24 protein-coding genes and 2 pseudogenes are annotated in these 21943 nt (G+C 42.3%); 24 read left to right on the plus strand and 2 right to left on the minus strand.

Annotated features, from left to right (window positions below; genetic code table 11):
* Positions 1-615: 615 nt before the first annotated feature.
* The 13 genes from DWW13_RS05090 to DWW13_RS05150 all read left to right on the plus strand — a co-directional run bounded on the left by DWW13_RS05090 (position 616) and on the right by DWW13_RS05150 (position 13763).
* The gene (locus DWW13_RS05090; RefSeq protein WP_055220873.1) at positions 616-1659 is read left to right on the plus strand and encodes a glycosyltransferase family 2 protein; all 1044 of its coding nucleotides are present in this window, start codon (positions 616-618) and stop codon (positions 1657-1659) included.
* A gap of 395 nt (positions 1660-2054) precedes the next feature.
* The gene (locus tag DWW13_RS05095) at positions 2055-2510 is read left to right on the plus strand and encodes an NfeD family protein (protein WP_055220871.1); all 456 of its coding nucleotides are present in this window, start codon (positions 2055-2057) and stop codon (positions 2508-2510) included.
* Positions 2507-3475, plus strand: coding sequence for an SPFH domain-containing protein (locus DWW13_RS05100; protein ID WP_022461086.1), 969 nt, complete (start codon positions 2507-2509; stop codon positions 3473-3475). Before DWW13_RS05095 ends, DWW13_RS05100 begins: the two co-directional genes overlap by 4 nt.
* A gap of 278 nt (positions 3476-3753) precedes the next feature.
* Positions 3754-4743 (plus strand): ornithine carbamoyltransferase, encoded by a 990-nt coding sequence (gene argF, locus DWW13_RS05105; RefSeq protein ID WP_055220869.1) that lies wholly within the window; start codon positions 3754-3756, stop codon positions 4741-4743.
* Between the two features lie 128 nt (positions 4744-4871).
* Positions 4872-5864 carry a biotin--[acetyl-CoA-carboxylase] ligase gene (locus DWW13_RS05110; protein WP_055220867.1) on the plus strand — a complete coding sequence of 331 codons (993 nt, stop codon included), beginning with the start codon at positions 4872-4874 and terminating at the stop codon, positions 5862-5864.
* A gap of 27 nt (positions 5865-5891) precedes the next feature.
* Entirely contained in the window at positions 5892-6275 is a 384-nt protein-coding gene (locus tag DWW13_RS05115) for a DUF6145 family protein (protein WP_022461083.1), read from the plus strand.
* Positions 6265-7263, plus strand: a complete 999-nt coding sequence (dusB, locus tag DWW13_RS05120; protein WP_022461082.1) for a tRNA dihydrouridine synthase DusB — start codon at positions 6265-6267, stop codon at positions 7261-7263. Before DWW13_RS05115 ends, dusB begins: the two co-directional genes overlap by 11 nt.
* Positions 7264-7383: 120 nt before the next feature.
* Complete coding sequence (locus DWW13_RS05125; protein ID WP_117805257.1) at positions 7384-8778, plus strand: MATE family efflux transporter; 1395 nt, start codon at positions 7384-7386, stop codon at positions 8776-8778.
* Positions 8779-9010: 232 nt separating this feature from the next.
* Positions 9011-9493 carry a transcription elongation factor GreA gene (greA, locus tag DWW13_RS05130; RefSeq protein ID WP_022461080.1) on the plus strand — a complete coding sequence of 161 codons (483 nt, stop codon included), beginning with the start codon at positions 9011-9013 and terminating at the stop codon, positions 9491-9493.
* Between the two features lie 28 nt (positions 9494-9521).
* Complete coding sequence (gene lysS, locus DWW13_RS05135) at positions 9522-11567, plus strand: lysine--tRNA ligase (RefSeq protein ID WP_118667019.1); 2046 nt, start codon at positions 9522-9524, stop codon at positions 11565-11567.
* A 226-nt stretch (positions 11568-11793) separates the two neighbouring features.
* The gene (locus DWW13_RS05140) at positions 11794-12297 is read left to right on the plus strand and encodes a GNAT family N-acetyltransferase (protein WP_022461045.1); all 504 of its coding nucleotides are present in this window, start codon (positions 11794-11796) and stop codon (positions 12295-12297) included.
* Between the two features lie 35 nt (positions 12298-12332).
* Positions 12333-13061, plus strand: a complete 729-nt coding sequence (locus DWW13_RS05145) for a class I SAM-dependent methyltransferase (RefSeq protein ID WP_055225707.1) — start codon at positions 12333-12335, stop codon at positions 13059-13061.
* Between the two features lie 99 nt (positions 13062-13160).
* Complete coding sequence (locus DWW13_RS05150) at positions 13161-13763, plus strand: Type 1 glutamine amidotransferase-like domain-containing protein (protein WP_118719483.1); 603 nt, start codon at positions 13161-13163, stop codon at positions 13761-13763.
* A 79-nt stretch (positions 13764-13842) separates the two neighbouring features.
* Here DWW13_RS05150 and DWW13_RS05155 read toward each other — a convergent pair whose 3' ends face one another.
* Positions 13843-14022: a hypothetical protein gene (locus DWW13_RS05155; protein ID WP_118719485.1), complete on the minus strand. Its 180-nt coding sequence runs from the start codon at positions 14020-14022 to the stop codon at positions 13843-13845.
* Between the two features lie 160 nt (positions 14023-14182).
* Between DWW13_RS05155 and DWW13_RS05160 the strand changes: the two are divergent.
* The 10 genes and pseudogenes from DWW13_RS05160 to DWW13_RS05200 form a co-directional block, all read left to right on the plus strand.
* Positions 14183-14416, plus strand: a pseudogene (locus DWW13_RS05160) (phage integrase N-terminal SAM-like domain-containing protein); the annotation flags it as partial.
* A gap of 14 nt (positions 14417-14430) precedes the next feature.
* Positions 14431-14619, plus strand: a complete 189-nt coding sequence (locus tag DWW13_RS05165; protein WP_055040005.1) for a hypothetical protein — start codon at positions 14431-14433, stop codon at positions 14617-14619.
* A 78-nt stretch (positions 14620-14697) separates the two neighbouring features.
* On the plus strand, positions 14698-15411 hold the full coding sequence (locus tag DWW13_RS05170; RefSeq protein WP_044999424.1) for a lantibiotic protection ABC transporter ATP-binding protein: 714 nt from the start codon (positions 14698-14700) through the stop codon (positions 15409-15411).
* Positions 15404-16135 (plus strand): lantibiotic immunity ABC transporter MutE/EpiE family permease subunit, encoded by a 732-nt coding sequence (locus DWW13_RS05175; protein ID WP_004853398.1) that lies wholly within the window; start codon positions 15404-15406, stop codon positions 16133-16135. The genes DWW13_RS05170 and DWW13_RS05175 overlap by 8 nt, the downstream gene beginning before the upstream one ends.
* Before the next feature lies 1 nt (position 16136).
* Entirely contained in the window at positions 16137-16877 is a 741-nt protein-coding gene (locus tag DWW13_RS05180) for a lantibiotic immunity ABC transporter MutG family permease subunit (RefSeq protein ID WP_118719487.1), read from the plus strand.
* A gap of 14 nt (positions 16878-16891) precedes the next feature.
* The gene (locus DWW13_RS05185) at positions 16892-17554 is read left to right on the plus strand and encodes a response regulator transcription factor (protein ID WP_015512795.1); all 663 of its coding nucleotides are present in this window, start codon (positions 16892-16894) and stop codon (positions 17552-17554) included.
* Positions 17542-18918 carry a sensor histidine kinase gene (locus DWW13_RS05190; protein WP_118719489.1) on the plus strand — a complete coding sequence of 459 codons (1377 nt, stop codon included), beginning with the start codon at positions 17542-17544 and terminating at the stop codon, positions 18916-18918. Before DWW13_RS05185 ends, DWW13_RS05190 begins: the two co-directional genes overlap by 13 nt.
* Before the next feature lie 69 nt (positions 18919-18987).
* Positions 18988-19083: pseudogene (locus DWW13_RS19315) on the plus strand (DUF6462 family protein); the annotation flags it as partial.
* Positions 19084-19391: 308 nt separating this feature from the next.
* A complete protein-coding gene (locus tag DWW13_RS05195) occupies positions 19392-19607 on the plus strand; it encodes a hypothetical protein (RefSeq protein ID WP_055221652.1) in 216 nt (71 codons plus the stop codon).
* A 22-nt stretch (positions 19608-19629) separates the two neighbouring features.
* The gene (locus tag DWW13_RS05200; protein ID WP_055221654.1) at positions 19630-20046 is read left to right on the plus strand and encodes a hypothetical protein; all 417 of its coding nucleotides are present in this window, start codon (positions 19630-19632) and stop codon (positions 20044-20046) included.
* Between the two features lie 51 nt (positions 20047-20097).
* On the opposite strand, the gene DWW13_RS05205 is transcribed toward DWW13_RS05200, so the two are convergent.
* The gene (locus DWW13_RS05205; protein ID WP_055182202.1) at positions 20098-20613 is read right to left on the minus strand and encodes a helix-turn-helix domain-containing protein; all 516 of its coding nucleotides are present in this window, start codon (positions 20611-20613) and stop codon (positions 20098-20100) included.
* A gap of 192 nt (positions 20614-20805) precedes the next feature.
* Between DWW13_RS05205 and DWW13_RS05210 the strand changes: the two genes are divergently transcribed.
* A complete protein-coding gene (locus DWW13_RS05210; protein WP_199674835.1) occupies positions 20806-21462 on the plus strand; it encodes a hypothetical protein in 657 nt (218 codons plus the stop codon).
* The last annotated feature ends 481 nt before the right edge of the window (positions 21463-21943 follow it).

Genomic DNA, 21943 nt, shown 5'->3' on the forward strand with positions numbered 1-21943 from the left:
CCCTGTTACTATGTACATAGGCTCTCTGTGCTCGAATAAATTTTGAATATGCTGAAAAATTTCATTTGAAAGCATCGAAAAATGGTCTGCTGTAATACAGTATTTGTCATAAGGTTCAAGTCCAGACAGCAGCCATTGGGAACTTGTCTCATAATTATATACACTGGACCGCTCATTTTCTGGTATTTTATTTAAGATAGCATCTGGTAATAATGGATATATCCATTTCCAAGATTCATGATTAACAACATGACAAAAGCATCCAGACAGATAAAACGTATTTTTTTATGATCTGTTCGCCAAAGCCATATATTGATGCAACTGCTAAGTAGGAATACTGCCAGTAATGTCCAACGTGCAGAATATATCCGAAAAATGTTTTCAGGAAAAATAGGAATGGGTGTGCAAATGTTTGACCCTTTTATAACTTTAGCACAACATATACTGTGGTGTAAAGAGTGGATGAGAAATAGCTTGTTTTATAGAATAATGGAGGAATCAATACGCTGAGACATTTGTAAATGAAAACAAAAAGAAAGCAAAGTTCAGTTGACGTTTCTTTAAAAATCCGCTATATTTTGGGTACAAAGAATAGGAGAAGAGGAAAGAAAAAAGATGTTTTATCCACTGGTAAGTGTGATTATTCCGGTCTATCAGGCGGAAAAATTTCTGACGGAGTGTGTTGAGAGCGTACGAAAACAGGACTATTCAGAGTTGGAGATTGTTTTGGTGAATGACGGTTCAACAGATCGTTCCAATCAAATGTGTGAGGAACTTGCTGCAGCAGATCCAAGAATCCGTGTGATTCATCAGAATAATAAAGGCAGTGGAGCAGCCAGAAATGCAGGGATAAAAGAAGCAACAGGAAAATATCTTCTCTTCCTGGATGCAGACGACAAGCTGGACGATTCATCTGCCATACGTTCCCTTGCCGCACGGGCAGAAAGAGAGCAGGCAGATATTGTGATCGGAACATATCGCAGATGGAGGGCGAATGGCGAAAAAGTGAAATGCTGCAGTAATCTGGAAAAAGAAAACCCGGACAGCGCAGAGTTCCGGTTTCATGGATTTTTTCAAAAAGGAACGCTTTCTTACGACTGGGGAAAACTCTACCGCAAATCTTTTCTGGAGTCTCACGATTTGTGGATTCCCCCATACAGTTACGCCGAAGACAAGGCACATAATTTTAGATGCTGTGCATGCCATCCGAAATATGCTTTTGTCCCACAGAGCATCGTTCTTTACCGTGAAAATCTCCAGTCCCTGACATATCAACCGAAAAAGAATCTGATGAGAAACTGGATTTTGATTGCATCTGATTTTGAACAGTTTCTGAAAGAAAAGCATCTTTCCAGAGAATATGGAGATCTGATTTTCTTTCATCTGCTCATTGGTGCAATGTATCTTGCCAAAGAAGAAATGACATATCAAGGGAAAAAAATTCGTGTCGCGGCGAAGATATTAAAGCAATACAGCAGAAACCCGTTTGTAGAACAAAAACTGACACTAAAAGAGTGCATTCGTTATACAAGGCAGATTAAATCGCTGTTTTGGAAATTATTAGCATTTACCTTGGTACTTTTTATACAGATGCATATGTATTTTGTTGTGGCAGCTGTTTTTGTATGGATGTCAAGCCTTGGAATTGATAGTTTATAAATAAAAAATCAGTCTTTATATTTCCTTTCTTTATTTCCTTCTTGAAAGAGCTGTTTTCCAGTTTTTCATTTTTATAGCCATTCCTTTCACTTCACACAGGTGCAAAACGTTATGAAAATGTAATCTGCTTTTTCGAACGCTTTAAACATTACAAATTTCTTCGTTTCTATAACTGCATCACAACAGATAGGAGTGTGTAAAGAATGGTTGTAGCCGTTTTAAAATGAAAAGATGTGATGGAAGAATAAGAAGATCGGGTTTTCTGCGCTGTCTCTGTGCGACCAGTTCTTAAAATCCTGTCTTTTTTCTGAATATTCCACCTCTCCGCTTGCTATTTTCATTCTCATATAGTATCATGAATCCAACAGCCAAGAAATCGGAAAGGAGAGAGGAGCATGGAATATGCAGTGTACTGGCTGATTGCGCTTGTGGTTTTGCTGGTGATTGAGGCGGCAACGTTAGGTCTGGCAACCATCTGGTTTGCGGGCGGCGCCCTGATTGCTCTGATCGCAGCTATGTGCGGAGCCGGATTTGTAATTCAGATGGTCTGCTTTCTTGTTGTATCGCTGATACTTCTGATTTTTACACGTCCTGTAGCCGTCCGTTTCCTGAATAAGGATACCTTAAAAACAAATGTAGACCGCGTGATTGGAATGGAAGGGATCGTCGCAGAAGAGATTTCCAACCTGGCAGGCACCGGAAAGGTATCGCTGGGCGGAAACACCTGGACTGCGAGAACGGAAAGCGAAGGAGGCATTATCCCGAAAGAGACCGTGGTGGAAGTGCTCCGTGTGGAAGGCGTCAAGCTGATTGTAAAGGTCAAAGAAAAAGAAGGAGGAAATGAAACATGAGTGGTGGAGGAATTGCAGGAATTTTAATGATTTTTCTTCTTGTGATTGTACTGTTTATTGCAGCATCGTGTGTGAAGATCGTGCCGCAGGCCAGTGCTTACGTTGTTGAGAGTCTTGGAAAATACAAAGGCACCTGGGCAACCGGTCTTCATTTTAAGGTTCCGTTTATCGAGCGCGTGGCAATCCGCGTGAACTTAAAAGAGCAGGTGGTGGATTTCCCGCCGCAGCCGGTCATTACAAAAGATAACGTTACGATGCAGATTGATACGGTCGTATTTTTCCAGATTACCGATCCGAAGCTGTTCGCATACGGTGTTGTAAATCCGCTGATGGCCATTGAAAACCTGACCGCAACGACACTTCGAAACATCATCGGAGATCTGGAGCTGGACGAAACACTGACATCCCGTGAGATTATCAACACGAAGATGCAGGCAGCTCTCGATATCGCAACCGACCCGTGGGGCATTAAAGTCAACCGTGTTGAGCTGAAAAACATCATGCCTCCGGCAGCCATTCAGGAAGCCATGGAGAAACAGATGAAAGCAGAGCGTGAACGCCGTGAAGCAATCCTGATTGCAGAAGGTGAGAAAAAATCGACCATCCTGGTTGCCGAAGGTAAAAAACAGTCTGCGATCCTGGATGCAGAGGCAGAGAAGCAGGCAGCGATTCTTCGTGCTGAGGCAGAAAAAGAGAAACGAATCCGCGAGGCAGAAGGCCAGGCGGAGGCGATCCTCAAAGTACAGCAGGCAAATGCCGATGGTATCCGTGCCATCAAAGAGGCAGGTGCTGACGATGCGGTTCTTACCTTAAAGAGTCTCGAGGCACTTGGTGTTCTGGCGAATGGAAAAGCAACGAAGATTGTTGTTCCGTCCGATCTGCAGGGACTGGCAAGTCTGGCTACCACATTCAAGGGAATCGTGGAAGAGCAGAAAGGCCCGGCAGGGAAAGAAGGACAGAAATAAAAAAGCAGGATTCTCCCGTGAAACGCATCATGCCGGACACGGGAGAATTTTTTATTGCTCTGCATCCGGAGGGAGCTGCCACTGGCAGATTCTGTAGTTGCCGGTAAGAATAACAGAATAAAAATGTATAAAAATACATATATTATGAATAATACAAGTAAAATACGTAAAAATATACATTTCACCCCTTGACAGATGCGCCGGCCTGTTTCATAATAGAAACCATCTTAAGCGATAAAAATACATTACATACCGATATATTTAAGGAGGAACACACCATGGATTTAAAAGGACGCGATTTTCTGACATTAAAGGATTTCACCCCGGAAGAGATTTCCTATCTGCTGGATCTGTCCGCAGAGCTGAAGGATAAGAAAAAGAAAGGCATTCCGGTGGACACCCTGCGCGGTAAAAACGTTGCGCTGATCTTCGAGAAAACCAGCACCAGAACCCGCTGTTCCTTCGAAGTAGCCGCACATGATCTCGGCATGGGAACCACCTATCTTGACCCGACCGGTTCCCAGATCGGTAAAAAAGAGAGCATCAAAGATACGGCCCGCGTTCTTGCAGGAATGTATGAGGGAATTGAGTACCGTGGATTCGGCCAGGAGATCGTAGAGGAGCTGGCAAAATATTCCAAAGTCCCGGTATGGAACGGACTGACCAACGAGTACCACCCGACCCAGATGCTCGCCGATATGCTGACAATCCAGGAAGAGTTCGGCCACTTAAAAGGCATCAAACTCGTTTACATGGGCGACGCCCGCTACAACATGGGAAATTCCCTGATGATTGCATCTGCAAAAATGGGTATGGATTTTGTAGCCTGCGCACCGAAGAAATACTTCCCGAACGCGGAACTCGTTGCACAGTGTGAAGAGTATGCAAAGGAGAGCGGCGCAACCATCACCCTCACCGAGGATGTAAAAGAGGGAACGAAAGACGCCGATGTTATCTATACGGATGTCTGGGTATCCATGGGTGAGCCGGACAGCGTATGGGAGGAGAGAATCCACGATCTGACTCCGTACCGCGTGACAAAAGAAGCAATGGCAAATGCCAAGGATACCGCGGTATTCCTGCACTGCCTGCCGTCGTTCCACGATCTGAAAACAAAGATTGGAAAAGAGATCCACGACCGTTACGGACTGGATGAGATGGAAGTTACCGATGAGGTATTTGAGTCCGCACAGTCGAGAGTCTTCGAGGAAGCAGAGAACCGCATGCACACGATCAAAGCTGTGATGGCAGCAACGCTTGGTGCATAAACTTTCTGGTGGAAAAACCGGAACAGACTGTGTATAATAGAAGAATGGCAAGACACGTACAGCAGCGCTGCGGAGCACGTCTTTCGCAGCGCTGCTGTTGGTTTATGTGAGGAGTGTGAAGATATCATATGCTGGAAAATAAAAGAGCTGAGACACTGCGCCTTCTGCGAGAATCAGGAGAAAATGTTTCGGGTCAGGATTTGTGTGAACATTTTGGAATTTCCCGTACTGCAGTGTGGAAGATCATGAATCAGTTAAAAGAGGAAGGATACGAGATCGAGGCGGTACAGAATAAAGGTTACCGTCTGCTGAACGAGCCGGATCTGATGACGAAGGACGAGCTGGAAAGCCGCACGCATACGAAATATGTTGGACAGACGGTCTATTACAGCCATGAAGTAGATTCGACAAATACGTGGGCGAAGCGCCTGGCGGAAGAAGGAGCGCCGAACGGTACACTGACAACGGCCGAGACGCAGACCGCTGGAAAAGGCCGCCGCGGAAGAGTCTGGAAATCGCCGGAGGGAACTTCCGTTTCGATGTCCCTCCTGCTGTACCCGGATCTCGAGCCGGCCAAAGCGCCGATGCTGACGATTGTGATGGGACTTGCTGTTGTGCAGGGGGTACAGAGAGCGCTCGGCGTCGACACGAGAATTAAGTGGCCGAACGATGCGGTGCTGAACGGGAAAAAGCTCTGCGGAATCTTAACCGAGATGAGTGCACAGATCGATTACATCAATTATGTCGTCATTGGAACGGGAATCAATGTGAACCAGACGGAGTTTCCGGAAGAAATTGCTGAGATCGCGACGTCACTGGCGATCGAAATGGGGCATCCGGTCAATCGGGCGAAAATAGTCGCAGCGGTGCTGGAGGCGTTCGAGGAGAATTACGAAAAATTCCTGGAGGCGGGAGATCTCTCGGCGCTGCAGGAAGCCTATGAGGCTGTACTTGCAAATAAGGATCAGCCGGTGCGTGTGCTGGATCCGAAAGAGCCGTTCGAGGGTGTGGCGCTCGGCATCACGTCGACGGGTGAGCTGCGTGTGAGAAAAGAGGATGGAACGATCGCGGAAGTGCATTCCGGCGAGGTTTCAGTGCGCGGCCTGTACAGTTATGTATAAAAAACTTGGATCAGGAAAGGAAAATATATGTATTCAGATGATGAAAAAGTAGTGCTCTGCGGAGCGAGTGCGTATGAGCAGAAATATTATTTTAACCAGGATTTTGCATCCCTGCCGCAGTCCGTGCAGGATGAGCTTCATATCATGTGCGTTATGTTCACCGTGGAAATCGGCGGCATTTTCACCATGTGGTTTGACAGTGACGGCAGTCTGCAGTTCGAAACAGAGGCTGTAGATGCGGATGCGATGTACGATGAGATCGGCGGTGCGCTGCGGATCAAGCAGTATCAGGAGGAGAAAAAGGATCTGCTGGAATCTCTGGAGCTGTATTACCGCGTTTTCTTCCTCGGCGAGGAAGTGCCGGAGGAAGCGTTCGCAGAAGAAGACGGAGAGAAGCCGGATGGAAAGTAAGAAACGTACGCTCCAGACGATGTCTCCGCTGAAAATCGGAAATGTGGAAATGCAAAATCCGCTCGTGCTCGCACCGATGGCAGGTGTGACGGATCTGCCGTTCCGCGTTCTCTGCAAGGAGCAGGGAGCAGGCCTGATCTGTATGGAGATGGTCAGCGCGAAGGCGATTCTGTATAAGAACAAAAATACCGAGGATCTGATGACGATTCATCCGGGTGAACATCCTGTATCGCTCCAGCTTTTTGGCAGTGATCCGGAAATTCTGGCGCAGATTGCCGCACAGATCGAGGAGCGGCCGTTTGACATTCTGGATTTTAACATGGGCTGCCCGGTGCCGAAGGTCGTCAACAACGGCGAGGGCTCCGCGCTGATGAAGGATCCTGCGCTGGTGCGGAAGATTGTGACCGGTATGGTAAAGGCAGTGAAAAAGCCGGTGACAGTTAAAATTCGAAAGGGCTTTAACGAAGAATCGGCGAATGCTGTGGAAATTGCGAAGATCCTCGAGGACTGCGGAGTGGCTGCAATTGCGGTTCATGGAAGAACGAGAGCGCAGTTTTATTCCGGAAAAGCAGACTGGGATATTATCCGCCGGGTAAAAGAGGCAGTATCGATTCCGGTTATCGGAAACGGCGATGTGACAGATGCGGCAAGTGCCGAGGCACTGGTGGAGCAGACCGGCTGTGACGGAATCATGATCGGACGCGGCGCGGAAGGAAATCCGTGGATTTTTAAACAGATTCTTCATTATATGGAAACAGGCGAAACGCTTGCAAGGCCGACCCAGCATGAGGTAAAAGAAATGATGCTCCGCCATGCACGGATGCAGGTGGAATACAAAGGCGGCGCGATCGGCATCCGCGAGATGCGCAAGCATGTTGCATGGTATACGGCAGGCTTTCCGCATTCGGCAAAGCTGCGCGCGGCGATCAATCAGGTGGAGAGCCTGCAGGCGCTGGAACAGATGCTGAATGAGTGGGAACGAGGATAAAAAATAAGTCAAAAAAGTACCTATGATATGCCAATATTGATATATCATGGGTGCTTTTTCTGTGCTATACTGATAAACAGAGGTATTGGGACAAAAAACACAAAAGAGGGAGTGTAGTGTATGACTATGAAGGAACTTTTCGCACCGTCCGACATGACGGTGGGAAAGCCGTGGGAAAAGATTGTAGCTTTTACAATCCCTATGCTGATCGGCAACATTGCCCAGCAGCTCTACAACACGGTTGACAGTATTGTAATCGGAAAATATGTCGGGGACAACGCGCTTGCGGCAGTTGGAAGCGCCAGCCCGATCTTAAACCTGCTTCTGGTTCTGTTCGTCGGAATTTCCGTCGGCGCCGGCGTCATGGTGTCGCAGTATTTTGGAGCAAAACAAAGAAAAGAGCTTTCGATGACGATCGGAAACTGCGTCACGCTGACAGCAATTTCCTCCATCATTATTATGATTCTGGGAGCCGTCCTCTCAAGGCCGCTGCTGGAAATGCTGAAAACACCGGATTCTATCATCGACTGGTGTACCTCGTATCTGGTGATCCTGATGGTGGGCTGTGCCGGCAGTGCGTACTATAACATTCTATGTGGTATCCTTCGCGGACTCGGCGATTCGATTTCGGCGCTGATTTATCTGCTGGTGGCAACGGTCATCAATATTGTATTGGATATTGTATTCGTTTCCCAGTTCCACATGGGCGTTGCCGGAGTTGCATACGCGACCGTGATTGCGCAGGCAATTTCTGCAGTACTCTGCATGTGGCGTCTGATGCGTATGACCGACATTTTTGATTTCAGACCCAAATATCTGAAAATGAAAAAACAGTATTCGATGGAAATTATCCGCCTTGGTCTGCCGTCCGGTATTACCCAGGCGATCTTCTCCATGGCGATGGTTATCGTACAGTCGCTGACCAACAGCTTCGGTGAAATGGTTATCGCCGCGAATGTTATCATCATGCGTGTCGATGGCTTTGCAATGATGCCGAACTTTTCGTTTGGTACCGCGATGACAACGTATGCCGGTCAGAATGTCGGTGCACGCCGTATGGACCGCGTAGAGCAGGGCGCAAAACAGGGAACACTGATTGCAGTCGGAACCTCAACGACCATTACCCTTTTAATTGTTATTTTCGGCCATCATCTGATGGGAATCTTTACGAATACCACAGAGCTCGTAACATTAAGTGCCAATATGATGAAGATCCTTGCGGTCGGCTATATTGCCATGGCAATAACACAGTCGCTTTCCGGCGTCATGCGTGGAGCAGGCGATACGATGACCCCGATGTGGATTTCGATGGTTGTTACCGTTGTAATCCGTGTGCCGCTGGCATACGGTCTGGCCTTTCTGACCAGAACGCCGGAGCTGCCAAACGGACGATATCAGGTACTCTGGATTTCCATGCTGGTAAGCTGGTGCATGGGTGCGCTTCTGACGCTGATTTTCTATAAAAAAGGAAATTGGAAAAAGAAAGCACTGACAGGAAGCTCATCCGAAAAATAAAGGAAAAATAAGAGAAAGATGCAGGAAGGATTTGTGAAAAAGAAAATCTTTCCTGCGTTTCTTTTTTTCTTGACATTCCGTGGGCAATCCTTTATACTACTTTAATTGTTAGGATAGGCGGAGTCTATCCTTATTTCAACCGGGAATACTGAAAATACAGCGCATTTCCGGAGAGTTTACAGAATAAAATCAGATATGACTGGATACAGAAACGATAGAAAGGGTGTATAAAATGGAACAGAAAAAAACGATTCTTACCTATGCCGGCCTGAAAAAACTGGAGGACGAGCTTCATGATCTCAAAGTAAACAAACGTAGAGAAATTGCCGGTAAAATCAAAGAAGCAAGAGAGCAGGGAGACCTTTCCGAGAACGCCGAGTACGATGCAGCCAAAGATGAGCAGCGTGACATCGAGGCAAGAATTGAAGAGATCGAAAAAATCCTGAAAAACGCAGAGGTTGTTGTTGAGGACGAAGTAGATTCCGATAAGATCAATATCGGATGTAAAGTAGACGTACTGGATCTGGAGTATGACGAGGAAATCGAGTTCCAGATCGTTGGCTCCACCGAAGCAAACAGCCTGGAAGGAAAAATTTCCAACGAGTCTCCGGTGGGAAAAGCTCTGATCGGCGCGCACAAGGATGATATTGTCGATGTAGAAACACCGGCCGGAATTATGCAGTACAAAGTACTTTCTATCCAGAGAAATATCTAAAAAATACAAAGAAAAGGGAGTGAAGAGATTGGCACAGCAGACACAGGAACAGGATATTAACCACTTACTGAAGGTTCGCCGCGAGAAACTTGCAGAGCTGCAGCAGAACGGAAGAGACCCGTTCCAGATTACAAAGTTCGATCAGACACATCATTCGCTTGAGGTGAAAGGTCTTTACGAGGCACATGAGACTGAGCTGTTAAAAGACCGCCAGGAGCCGAACGTAGAGGGAATGGATGAGGAGCAGGCGAAAGAAGCTCTTAAAAAGGATTACGAAGAGAGAAGAAATATCATGGACGCAAGCCCGATCCATGTGGCAATTGCAGGACGTATGATGTTTAAGAGAGTCATGGGCAAGGCATCTTTCTGCAATATCCAGGATTTACAGGGAAACATCCAGGTATACGTTGCAAGAGATGCGATCGGAACAGAGTCTTACGCTGATTTTAAAAAATCTGATATCGGTGATATCTTCGGAGTGGAAGGATTTGCTTTCAGAACAAGAACAGGTGAGATTTCTATCCATGCAGAGAAGGTGACACTCCTCTCCAAGAGCTTACAGATCCTCCCGGAGAAGTTCCACGGTCTGACAGATGTAGATACCCGTTACCGTCAGAGATATGTAGACCTGATCATGAACACAGAGTCTAAAGATACCTTTATCAAGCGTTCCAAGATTCTCAGTGCGATCCGCAAGTACTTAAGCGGAGAAGGATTTATGGAAGTTGAGACTCCAATGCTTGTACAGAACGCAGGTGGAGCAGCAGCAAGACCGTTCGAGACACATTTCAATGCCCTGAACGAAGATCTGAAGCTTCGTATTTCCCTGGAGCTGTACCTGAAGAGACTGATTGTCGGAGGACTCGAGAAGGTATATGAGATCGGACGTGTATTCCGTAATGAGGGTCTTGATACAAGACATAACCCGGAGTTCACTCTGATGGAGCTTTACCAGGCATTTACAGATTACCACGGCATGATGGATCTGACAGAGAACCTGTATCGTTTTGTCGCACAGGAAGTGCTCGGAACGACACAGATCGTATACAAAGGAATCCCGATGGATCTCGGTAAGCCGTTCGAGCGTATCACAATGGTTGACGCAGTGAAGAAGTACGCAGGCGTTGACTGGAATGAAGTTGAGACTCTGGAGCAGGCAAGAGAACTTGCAAAAGAGCATCATATTGAGTTTGAAGAGAGACATAAAAAAGGTGATATCCTGAATCTCTTCTTTGAGGAGTTTGTAGAGGAGCATCTGCTTCAGCCGACGTTCGTTATGGACCACCCGGTTGAGATCTCGCCGCTGACGAAGAAAAAGCCAGAAAATCCAGAATATGTAGAGCGTTTCGAGTTCTTCATGAATGGATGGGAAATGGCAAATGCTTACTCTGAGCTGAACGACCCGATCGACCAGAGAGAACGTTTTAAAGCCCAGGAAGAACTGCTTGCACAGGGCGATGATGAAGCCAATACAACAGATGAAGACTTCATGAATGCATTGGAGATCGGTATGCCGCCGACCGGTGGTATTGGATTCGGCATTGACCGTATGTGTATGCTTCTGACAGGAGCTGAGGCAATCAGAGACGTGCTGCTCTTCCCGACAATGAAATCACAGGGCGCTGCTAAGAACGAAGCAAACAACGCAGCTCAGTCTGGTGCAGCAGCTCCGGCAGAGACAAAAGTAGCTGAGAAGGTTGATTTCTCCAATGTGAAGATTGAACCAATCTTTGAAGAAATGGTTGATTTCGATACATTTGCAAAATCTGATTTCCGTGCAGTTAAGATTCTTGAGTGTGAAGCAGTTCCGAAATCCAAGAAGCTTCTGAAGTTTGTACTGGATGACGGAGAACGCAAGGATCGCGTGATTTTAAGTGGTATTCACGAGTATTACGAGCCGGAAGAACTGGTTGGTAAGACAGCAATCGCTATCGTTAACCTGCCACCGAGAAAGATGATGGGAATTGATTCCGAGGGTATGCTGATTTCAGCAGTACACGAGGAAGATGGTCACGAGGGACTGAACCTTCTGATGGTAAATGACAGAATCCCAGCAGGTGCTAAGCTCTATTAAGATGATGTAAAGATGTACCGTTTTACCAAATAGACGGGACGTACTTCATTTGATAAAAAACTAAAAAAACAGCGATTTACATTAAACTTACATCAATTGATGCAGAAATCGGTGCAAGCAAGGGAAAATCGCATAATTAGTGCAATGGGTGGGCAATTCCAATCGGAGTTGCCCATTTTCTAAAATGAATGGAAATGCAAATCGATATTTAGCGAGGTAAAGATATATGCTTCATTTAGAAAAAGTAAATGGTAATAATGTCTGGGATATCCTGAAACTGACGGTATCGAAATCGCAGAAGAACTTCGTTGCCACCAATGAGATCAGCATCATTGAAGCGTATACTGCAATTACGGGAAACGGTCATGCATTCCCGTTTGGTATATATGATGAGGATAAGCCTGTAGGCTTCCTGATGATTGGTTTTGATGTTGATGATTATTGGACGGATGCACCTGAAATTGCAAAGGGAAACTATAATCTGTGGCGTCTTATGATCGATAAGGCATATCAAAACAGAGGGTACGGAAAAGAAGCGGTCAGCCTTGCATTAGAGTTCATAAAATCTATGCCTTGTGGAGAAGCGGAATACTGTTGGCTATCATATGAACCCGATAATGCAGTTGCCCGTCAGATGTATCGCTCTTTCGGTTTCGAAGAAACCGGTGAAATGGACGGCGAAGAACTGATCGCTGTTTTGAGACTGCAATTAACAACTTCAAGTTTTTGAAACTGAGAAATAGGAAGTTGTGGAGGTAATTATCAATGAGAAATATTTACGATAATAGTGAATTTTTTGCCGCATATGCGGAAATGGGAAGAAGCAAAGATGGTCTGAAAGCTGCTGGAGAGTGGCATCAGTTGCAACCGTTATTCCCTAAATTACAGGGAAAAAAAGTTTTGGATTTAGGATGTGGTTACGGTTGGCATTGCAAATATGCCGCACAAATGGGAGCTACTGAAATTCTTGGTATTGATAGTAGTCAAAAAATGATTGCAAAAGCAGTAGCTGATAACTCTGATGACAAAATCAAGTATAAAGTTTGCGGTGTTGAAGAATACATTTATCCTGAAAATACTTATGACCTAGTTGTTTCTAACCTGGTACTGCACTATATCGAAAATTTAGCTAATGTTTATCAAAAGGTGTATTGCACATTAAAAGTAGGTGGGTATTTCCTATTCAATATTGAACATCCGACTTTCACCGCAGGTGTTAATGAGGATTGGATTTATGATGAAAATGGGAAACCTAAATATTGGCCAATCGACAATTACTATTACCCAGGCGAAAGAGAAACCAATTTTCTTGGTCAACGAGTAATTAAACAGCACCACACATTAACGCAGATATTGAATCCACTTATAAAATGTGGTTTTCAAATTGAGGCTATTGAGGAAGCAATGCCTCCGGCAGATATGATGGGTATGCCGGGAATGTGTAATGAAATGCGTAGACCTATGATGTTGTTGGTTAAGGTTAAAAAGGTTTAATAAACAACTTCTAGTTTGTAGATGCAAATACATAGTAATTATGGTGTAGGGGACAAGGAATTGTTCCTTGCAAATCGCAATTTATAAAGGAGAATATTGATGAACCTATTTTTATGTTCGCACTTTTCAAGTGTAGGAAGTCTGATAAAGGAAGAAATTGAAAATAAAAAAGTCGCATTTATTCCAACAGCTTCGCTGCGTGAAGGCTACACCGGTTATGTCGGCTCGGCTCGAAAATTATTCAAAAAGTTGGGAGCAATCGTAACTGAAATTGATATTTCAACGGAGGCTTATTCAACGATACAGTCTGTTTTTGAAGATGCGGATGTGATATATTTTACCGGCGGAAATTCTTTTTTCCTTATAGACCAGCTCCGTAAAACGGGAACGGATGAGCTGTTGAAGAAAGAATTGGCAAAGGGAAAACTGATGATTGGTGAATCGGCAGGTGCGATTATATGCGCTCCAAGCATCCAATATATCGAGCAAATGGATGAAAAGCCGGAGGACTACTCACAAGAAGATGATGCAGGGCTTGATTTGATTGATTTCTATGTTCTTCCGCATTATCTTACAGCACCATTTAAGAAAGTTACCGAGAAAATAATGACTGAGTTTTCGGATTTGAATCTATGCCCAATTAACAACCGTCAGGGAATTATAATTGATGGTGAAGGTTCAAAGGTTATTTGTAAAGACTAATTTGAAAATTCAAGTTTGTCGGACTTACTCTACAATAATCAAAGACCGCTTACATCGTGTAGGCGGTCTCTTTTCTTATTCAGAAATATTTGATTTTGAGCTTTCTTTTCTTGGCTGACATTACCTTGCAGAGAACATTGTCAACCCCGTCGGTATATCTGCCTTGTGCTATCAGGCTGTTCTTTAAACGGATAAGTGATTGTATTACTCTGCCATATTCGTCATCATTAAGATAGATATGGAACTTTTCTTCTCTCATAGTCTTTTCCTCCATTCATTAAATTTTGCTCTGATTACCGAAACATCTGCATCAGTGTCAGAATAAATAAAGATATGTACGCTTTTGAAAACTGCTTTTACTCTGTCGGAATATTCCGCTTCCGTTTCGGTTGTCTTAAAAGGGAGTTGATGGCATTGGAAAAGGTATCAAATACATTGTAACTGACGATATTCGTTGTTATTTGACAGAGTATCAGGCTAAGAAAAAATCCAGTAAAGTCACGATAGATAATATAAGACGAATACTTTCCAGTTTTTTCTCTTGGCTTGAGGACGAGGATTATATTTTGAAAAGTCCGGTCAGGCGAATACATAAGGTTAAGACAGGAACGAACATTAAAGAAACTTATTCAGATGAAGCACTTGAATTGATGGGCAGGTAGACTATATGTATGGAGAAGCACTTTATAAGCCTGAAATGAAAGAAGGAAATCCTATAAGGTTATATAGTTTGGATGAAATCACGGAGATATTCGGTAAATTAGGACTTCGTATTTGTAACAGCTTTGCTGATTTCAGTGGAAAGCCGAGTTCTGATAATGATATTCAATTGATGGTTTATTCCATACGGGAATAAATCTTCATCAAATCTTTATTTTTTTCTGTTAGGTTATATTTCAGTAAGAAATGAAATATAGAAGGAAGGATAGTAAAGATGGAAATGATGTTGCAGACACAAAATTTGTGTAAATATTTTAGAAAGCAGAAAGCGGTAAATAATGTTTCACTTAATATAGAAAAGAAACAGATTTATGGACTGCTTGGACCGAATGGTGCGGGAAAATCTACCACATTGAAAATGTTGACTGGTATGATGAAACCAACTGCAGGAAAGATTTACTTTGATGGAAAACTTTTGGATAGGAAAGATTTATCAAAAATAGGAGCGTTAATTGAAAATCCGCCTATTTATGAAAATCTTTCCGCCAGAGAGAATTTGAAGGTAAGACAATTATTGCTTGGTACAGATGAAAACAGAATTGATGAGGTCTTGCAGATTGTATCACTTACAAACACCGGAAAGAAGAAAGCAGGACAGTTTTCTTTGGGAATGAAGCAAAGACTAGGCATTGCAATGGCATTGCTTGGAGAACCGGAACTTTTGATATTGGATGAACCTACGAATGGATTAGATCCAATAGGCATCGAGGAATTACGAGAGCTGATCCGGTCTTTTCCGGAACAGGGAATCACTGTAATTCTCTCCAGTCATATTCTCTCAGAGGTACAGTTACTTGCAGATAAAGTCGGGATTATTTCAGGTGGAATCTTAGGATACGAAGGAGCATTAAAGCAGGGAGATAATCTTGAAGATTTGTTTATGAATGTGGTAAGAAAAAACCAGAAAGCAGGTGAAATCCATGGTTAATATTATAAAAGCAGAACATCAAAAAGCCAAAAGAACCATGCGAAAAAAGTTTATCTGGGGATTTCCTCTTCTTACATTTGTCATGGCATTTATATTTACTCTTGGGATGACAAATGCTTATGCAGAAAGTGTTTGGAACTGGTGGTATACACTTTTGCTGCCGGGGATGATTGCTCTATTTTGTTATCTTTCTGTGGCGCAGGAGAAAAAGATAAAATACTATCATTTAATGACTATTCCCACAGACAGAAGAAAATTGTTGCTGGGGAAAATTATTTATATTGGGTACATGATTTTGTTTTCTAATGTGATTGTGTTTGCAGGAGCAACGCTTGGAGGCTTTCTTCTAACGACACATGTTCCAGTTGGAGGAGCGTTGATTGCAGTATTGTTTCTGACGGTTTCTGAGTTATGGGAGATTCCGGTAGCTTTATTTTTAAGTGAACGATTTGGAATGATTGTAAACCTGTTCGTCTGCCTGTTTATTACCGTCAGCGGTGTGGTAATATCACAAACCAGAATCTGGTATGTACTTGTTTCTGCAATCCCTATGCGAATGATGTGCCCGTTGCTTCATGTTTTACCAAATGGACTTGCCGCAGAAGCAGGGAATCCTCTTTTGGATACGGGAGTCATTGTTCCGGGAATGTGTCTCTCAATCATCTGGTTTGTTTTTGTAACGGTTCTGTTTTTGAAATGGTTTGAGAGAAGAGAGGTGAAATAAGATGATTGGAAGATCTCTTAATGCAGACTTGCGAAAGATGAAAGGAACATCTGTGATTCTGGCACACTTACTGATTCCGATTATAACCAGCGTTATATTTTTAATATATTACTTTTTTTCACCATGGAATGAAAATATGAAAGTGATTGCATTTTATCAGGCAATAGGAGCAGGACTTCCGGTACTTATTGGAATTTTTACAGCAAGTGTGATGGAACAGGAACAAAATGCAGGTGATTTTCAAAATCTGTTGTCTTTACCGGATAAACCTGCAGCATTTTTATCGAAACTGTTGATGCTACTGGTTTTGTGTCTGTGCTCTATCCTATTGACAGCAATCATATTCGGAATTGGATTTGGAAGAATCGCATCAAGCGATATCGAAATCATGAAAGGATGTATATTTACAGCATTGCTGCTGTGGGGAAGCAGTGTTCCACTTTATCTGTGGCAGCTGATTCTGGCTTTTCAGTTTGGAAAAGGGGTATCCATTGGAGCAGGGATTATATCAGGACTAATTAGTGCATTGATGCTTACCGGACTTGGAGATTATGTGTGGAAATATGTATTTGTCTGCTGGACGGGTAGAGTACCATATACTTATCTGCAATCTGTATTGGGAGAAACTAGTGTAGGTGAATGGTTGTCATTCATACCAGGTTGCTTAATATTTACAGGGATTAGTATGGTATACTATTTTTGGTGGGTAAACCACTGGGAAGGAAACAGAATATCGGAATAGAATCGAGGGAAACTATGGCAAAAATACTGGCAGTTGATGATGAACCGGCAATTCTGGAAATGATAGAAAGCATTTTGAATAAGGATGGACATCTGGTTACCAAAGTAAGTAATCCACTAAAAATTAATATGGAAGAATTACATCGTTATGACCTGATTTTACTGGACATTATGATGCCTGGAATTGATGGCTTCGAATTATGCAAAAGAATCAGGGCACTTGTGGATTGTCCGATTTTGTTTCTTACGGCAAAAACGGAGGAAAACAGTCTGGTAAACGGACTCTCTTTAGGAGCAGATGATTATATTTCAAAGCCATTTGGAGTGATGGAACTTCGGGCAAGGATCAATGCACATCTTAGAAGAGAGCACAGGGAACATTCTGTCCGGATGGTTTTAGGGAGAGTCTGCATTCAGATGTCTCAAAAGAAACTGTTGATGGATGATAAAGAACTTCCGTTTACGAAAGCAGAGTACGAAATCTGTGAATTTCTGGCTAAAAACAGAGGACAGGTTTTCTCGAAGGAACAGATATTGGAAGCGGTCTTTGGCTTTGACAATGAGAGTAATGACAGTACTATAATCACGCATATCAAAAATATAAGAGCAAAATTTGCGGATTATGATTATATGCCGATAAAAACAGTCTGGGGGATTGGATATAAATGGGAAGAGTAAAGAGAAGCAATGCACTCAGCAGGATTTTTATGAGATATGTACTGGTCATGCTTGGATCATTAGTTGGTTTGGTGATTGTTGCTTATCTGCTGCTGTGCCTTTTGATTAGTGTGGGCTGTATTTATCCGGCAAATTATGCAGAGCAAAAGATTAATGAAGCATATGATACGATTCTACGTGCAGATAAAGTGACTGCTGAGATGATTCCCGCACTTTGTGATTATGTAATCTTTTCAGAGAATGGAGAGAAAATAGGTGGAGATCTGTCAGAACAATACGAACAGATAGCATGGAATGTTGCAAAGTACGGAAACGCATCCGGGAAATATTTTTATAAAGTAATTGTAAGGGAAAATGAATATGTTGTATTGCAATATCGCCTGACACCTCAATATCATTCAGCTTTTTTGAGGGAGCATTTTATAGGACCACAGAATGTGATGATTATTATGTCTGTGATTGGAGCGGTAGCGATTATCATCATTCCGTCCATACGTTTTGGAAAAAGAATCAAAAAGCAGATGCAGCCTGTATTAGACGCAATCAGACAAATAAAGGATCAAAATCTGGAATATGAGACATCCTGTTCCGGTATCAAAGAGTTTGATGACTGTTTATCGGCAATCGATGATATGCGAGATGCATTGCGAGAATCTTTAGAAAAGCAGTGGAAAACAGAGCAGGAAAAGAAACAACAGATGTCTGCTTTGGCGCATGATATTAAAACACCTCTTACGATTGTACGGGGAAATGCAGAACTACTTTCAGAGACTGAACTGACCACAGAACAGAAGAATAATATCACTTATGTTTTGAACGGCACAACACAGATACAAAGTTATGTAAAACAGTTGATAGATGTCACAAAATCATGGAATTGCAGTGATGTTACCTATACAACGGTGAGGTTAGAAGATTTTTTCGCAGATATAAAGGAACAGGCACTCGGACTGGTAGAAATCTATCACCAGAAGATAGATTGGAAGGCGGAACAAAGTGATAAAAAGGTAACGATTGCTTATGATCCAATGTTCCGAGCCGTAATGAATGTGATTCAGAATGCAGTGGAGCATACAAAAGAAAATGGAATCATTTATATTGACGCAAAGGAGCAGGATGGCCGGCTGACATTCATTGTGGAGGATAGCGGATCAGGATTTACAAAAGAAGCATTATTGCATGGCACAGAGCAGTTTTTTATGGATGACACAAGTAGAAATGGCGAAGCCCATTATGGAATGGGACTATTTTTTGCAAAAACTGTGGCTGAAAAATATGGTGGAGGTATTAAACTTTCAAATTCTGAAAATACAGGTGGGGCGAGGGTAGAAATATTTTTCCTGAGTAGTCAAGAAACAAGCTAAATAGACCGCAACTAAGCTATGTAAAAGAAATTTTACATGCTTTTATCTAATATGTAACAGTTAGCGAAAGATGCCAGAGCAGTATACCATGTAAAACGAATTGTGTTAGTTAATCTGGATCTTATTGATGAATATCTGGAAGCATTCCGTGATGAAGAATTTTGATGAAAGAACAGGAGGAACAACTATTCCTCGAAAATTGAGAATTACATATGTTCAATTCTTTGTATTAGGTATATATTTTGAAAAGTTATCCGGTTATACTGACAATATCAAAAGGCAGAACTGTTAGAATGAGGTGAGCAGATGGATACAGCACAGAGAATAAGGATAATTCGGATGATTGAAAAAATAGAGAAGAACCCAGAATTCAGTAGTAAAATCGGTGTGAGAAATACATCTGAGTTTATATCAAGTAAACAATCAAAAAAATGAATGATTCAAATCATAACAGGAGTCAGAAGGAGTAGAATATGTTATCGTTATTATTTGCTATATGCATGATCTGGTTTATTGGAAAATTTTTTATATTTGGTGTAAAAGCATCCTGGGGAATCTTAAAGCTGCTCTGTACAGTTGTATTTTTCCCGGTGATTTTGATAGGAATGGTTGTTGGCGGACTGATTTATATTGCACTTCCATTGTTGATCATCGGCGGAATCATTGCACTTATATCATCTAACTCATAAAAATACGAGGAGGGAAGAAATTATGGGATATGATATAGAAAAAGAGAAACGAGAAGCGATTGAAGCAGGACAACGTGCGTTAAGTAGTCTTCGGACAGCAAAAGAGAACCTGAACAGTGCAAAGAATTGGGGCTTGGTGGATATGTTTGGCGGTGGATTCTTTTCTACGATGTTGAAACACTCCAAGATGGATCAGGCCAGACAAAATATGGAACAGGCGAAATATGATCTTCGTAATTTCAGTAGGGAATTAAATGATGTGAACATGGCTTGTAATTTAAACATCAATACTGGAGACTTCTTATCCTTTGCAGATTATTTTTTTGATGGATTTGTTGTGGATTGGATGGTGCAGGATCGAATCAATAATGCTAGACATCAGGTGGAAGAAGCTATCCGCAGAACGGAATACATCATAAACCAGTTACAGCATATGTAAAGGAAAGAGGCAGTGAACCATAAATAGGTTCGCTGCCTTGTTTTTTCATACTTATTTCTGTTTCTTTTTTTCTTCTCTGAGCAATTCGATGTTTAGTCCCTGCTCTCCGGCTGTTTTATCAACCCAGAGATTCAGAGAATCTATTGCCAGAGAAATTTCATCCAGTTTGTTGCTGATAAAAGCAAAATCCTTGATCTCATCATCACTGATCTTACCGTCACGGGCAATCTGGATCAGGCGTGTGGTAAGAGGATTAATCTCATTCAGACTGGCAATGGTTTCCAGGATTATATTGGACAAGTCAGAAACTTCGACTTCCGGGACATAACGGTGACCGATTTCGCATTTATGAGAGCAGTAATAATTGCAGAGATCTGGTCGCCCGTAAGCGTCTGCCATCTGGATAATATCATAAGGTGTAGGTTCCTGCATTTCATATTCAAATTTTTCAATTTTAGAATCAGAAACAGCAGTCATTTTTTCGCTGGCTTCTAATCTGGTAAGACCGGCTTCTTCCCGGCAAATCTGATAAATTGTTTTATTTTCTCTTGTAGATTGTTTCCCCATGAGAATAACCTCCCCGTATATCGCCGAACATGAGAATTATCAGGTGTTAAGTCCACATGCTGTGCGTGTATTTTCTTTATAGATTTTATTATACTTGAAGCATCAGTAAACAACAAGTGCATTGTTGATACGGAATTATGAAAGGAAGAAAAAACATGAGGAAAACTAGAAGTGATTGTAGAGTAGGAACATTTGAAAAGAAGCATGGTCTTCCACCGGGGACTATTAGAAACAAAAATGGAAGAGATACCAGAAGTGACAAAAAAATTGGCACCATTCGCAAAGAAGCAAAGTAGGAACATAATCATGGAAAAGAAAATAAGAAAAAGATATCATTCAGAAGAAGCTGTAAAAAAAGCGTTAAAAATTGAATCATTTCGAAATTTAACAAAGGATAAAGTGATGGAGTTTACATCTATGATTCCATATATGGAAAAGGAAGTGGCGCTTGAAATAATAAAGCAGTTCCCAGTATATGTAGAGTTTGTGGAATCAGCAATAGAAAATTATACACAGTTATGCAAAACAATTTTAGAAACAAATAAAGAAGAATATGAACAAGCAGTTCATGCACATCAGTATGTTCTTGAGACCTTCGCAAATCAGCTGGAACAAGAAAACTTAACAGAGGAGGAAAGAAGGGACTTTTCTAAAAAAATGATTGAAGAAGCTGATAAAATAACGGAATTATATTTACAGCAGCAGAAATTTCATGAGCGAGTGTTCAAGACGATTGGGGGAGTTGTAACATTAGCTTTGGGAGTGACGGTAACAATGTTAGGTTTAAAAGCAATTGGTAGCGATGAAGATTTACCTCAACTAGATGATGAGAATCAGAATGTTGCATAATAGCTTTATCTATAATTGAAAACAACAAGATGGAAAGGCTCAGGAAAAAGTATTCTGGGCCTTTTGTCTTAGAAGGATAGCAGTATAAAAGAGCAGGGATTTTTATACCCCACCTATTGATATACACTGTAACCATCAAAGAAGATTAAATCATAAAATTCAAAGAAATGGAGGAGTTGGCAATGAAAGGTTTTAACACTGGTGATGGTTACATGGGATTGGAGACTGTGAGAAAAAGTCTGTAACACTTTTTCTATGCGAACCCTACAAAAATATTAGAAGAATAACGTATGCAAAACTTCCTGTTTGCCAACTTGCCCTTTGAGAGAGGAAAAATCCTTTTCTCAAAGGGCTTTTTTGTTTATACGGATATTCGCAAACTTACAAGATAAAGCTAAAATTTCATATACTCTAAGCACAAGGAGGTTGAGGTTTATGAGCTGCAAATTCCGGCTCATCTGACCACGCATTCCTCTAAGAG

This window comes from Blautia sp. AF14-40 (assembly GCF_003479665.1).
Classification (GTDB): Bacteria; Bacillota; Clostridia; order Lachnospirales; family Lachnospiraceae; genus Fusicatenibacter; species Fusicatenibacter saccharivorans.

Bases quoted from the DNA above. Each gene is read 5' to 3' on its own strand.
- greA (WP_022461080.1), top strand. From the start codon at position 9,011: ATGGAACAGAAAAAAACGATTCTTACCTATGCCGGCCTGAAAAAACTG.
- DWW13_RS05125 (WP_117805257.1), top strand. From the start codon at position 7,384: ATGACTATGAAGGAACTTTTCGCACCGTCCGACATGACGGTGGGAAAG.
- DWW13_RS05140 (WP_022461045.1), top strand. From the start codon at position 11,794: ATGCTTCATTTAGAAAAAGTAAATGGTAATAATGTCTGGGATATCCTG.
- DWW13_RS05115 (WP_022461083.1), top strand. From the start codon at position 5,892: ATGTATTCAGATGATGAAAAAGTAGTGCTCTGCGGAGCGAGTGCGTAT.
- DWW13_RS05165 (WP_055040005.1), top strand. From the start codon at position 14,431: ATGTATGGAGAAGCACTTTATAAGCCTGAAATGAAAGAAGGAAATCCT.
- DWW13_RS05170 (WP_044999424.1), top strand. From the start codon at position 14,698: ATGGAAATGATGTTGCAGACACAAAATTTGTGTAAATATTTTAGAAAG.
- DWW13_RS05180 (WP_118719487.1), top strand. From the start codon at position 16,137: ATGATTGGAAGATCTCTTAATGCAGACTTGCGAAAGATGAAAGGAACA.
- DWW13_RS05090 (WP_055220873.1), top strand. From the start codon at position 616: ATGTTTTATCCACTGGTAAGTGTGATTATTCCGGTCTATCAGGCGGAA.
- DWW13_RS05185 (WP_015512795.1), top strand. From the start codon at position 16,892: ATGGCAAAAATACTGGCAGTTGATGATGAACCGGCAATTCTGGAAATG.
- DWW13_RS05190 (WP_118719489.1), top strand. From the start codon at position 17,542: ATGGGAAGAGTAAAGAGAAGCAATGCACTCAGCAGGATTTTTATGAGA.
- DWW13_RS05200 (WP_055221654.1), top strand. From the start codon at position 19,630: ATGGGATATGATATAGAAAAAGAGAAACGAGAAGCGATTGAAGCAGGA.
- DWW13_RS05100 (WP_022461086.1), top strand. From the start codon at position 2,507: ATGAGTGGTGGAGGAATTGCAGGAATTTTAATGATTTTTCTTCTTGTG.
- DWW13_RS05195 (WP_055221652.1), top strand. From the start codon at position 19,392: ATGTTATCGTTATTATTTGCTATATGCATGATCTGGTTTATTGGAAAA.
- DWW13_RS05175 (WP_004853398.1), top strand. From the start codon at position 15,404: ATGGTTAATATTATAAAAGCAGAACATCAAAAAGCCAAAAGAACCATG.
- argF (WP_055220869.1), top strand. From the start codon at position 3,754: ATGGATTTAAAAGGACGCGATTTTCTGACATTAAAGGATTTCACCCCG.
- DWW13_RS05095 (WP_055220871.1), top strand. From the start codon at position 2,055: ATGGAATATGCAGTGTACTGGCTGATTGCGCTTGTGGTTTTGCTGGTG.
- DWW13_RS05205 (WP_055182202.1), bottom strand. From the start codon at position 20,613: ATGGGGAAACAATCTACAAGAGAAAATAAAACAATTTATCAGATTTGC.
- DWW13_RS05155 (WP_118719485.1), bottom strand. From the start codon at position 14,022: ATGAGAGAAGAAAAGTTCCATATCTATCTTAATGATGACGAATATGGC.
- DWW13_RS05145 (WP_055225707.1), top strand. From the start codon at position 12,333: ATGAGAAATATTTACGATAATAGTGAATTTTTTGCCGCATATGCGGAA.
- dusB (WP_022461082.1), top strand. From the start codon at position 6,265: ATGGAAAGTAAGAAACGTACGCTCCAGACGATGTCTCCGCTGAAAATC.
- DWW13_RS05150 (WP_118719483.1), top strand. From the start codon at position 13,161: ATGAACCTATTTTTATGTTCGCACTTTTCAAGTGTAGGAAGTCTGATA.
- DWW13_RS05110 (WP_055220867.1), top strand. From the start codon at position 4,872: ATGCTGGAAAATAAAAGAGCTGAGACACTGCGCCTTCTGCGAGAATCA.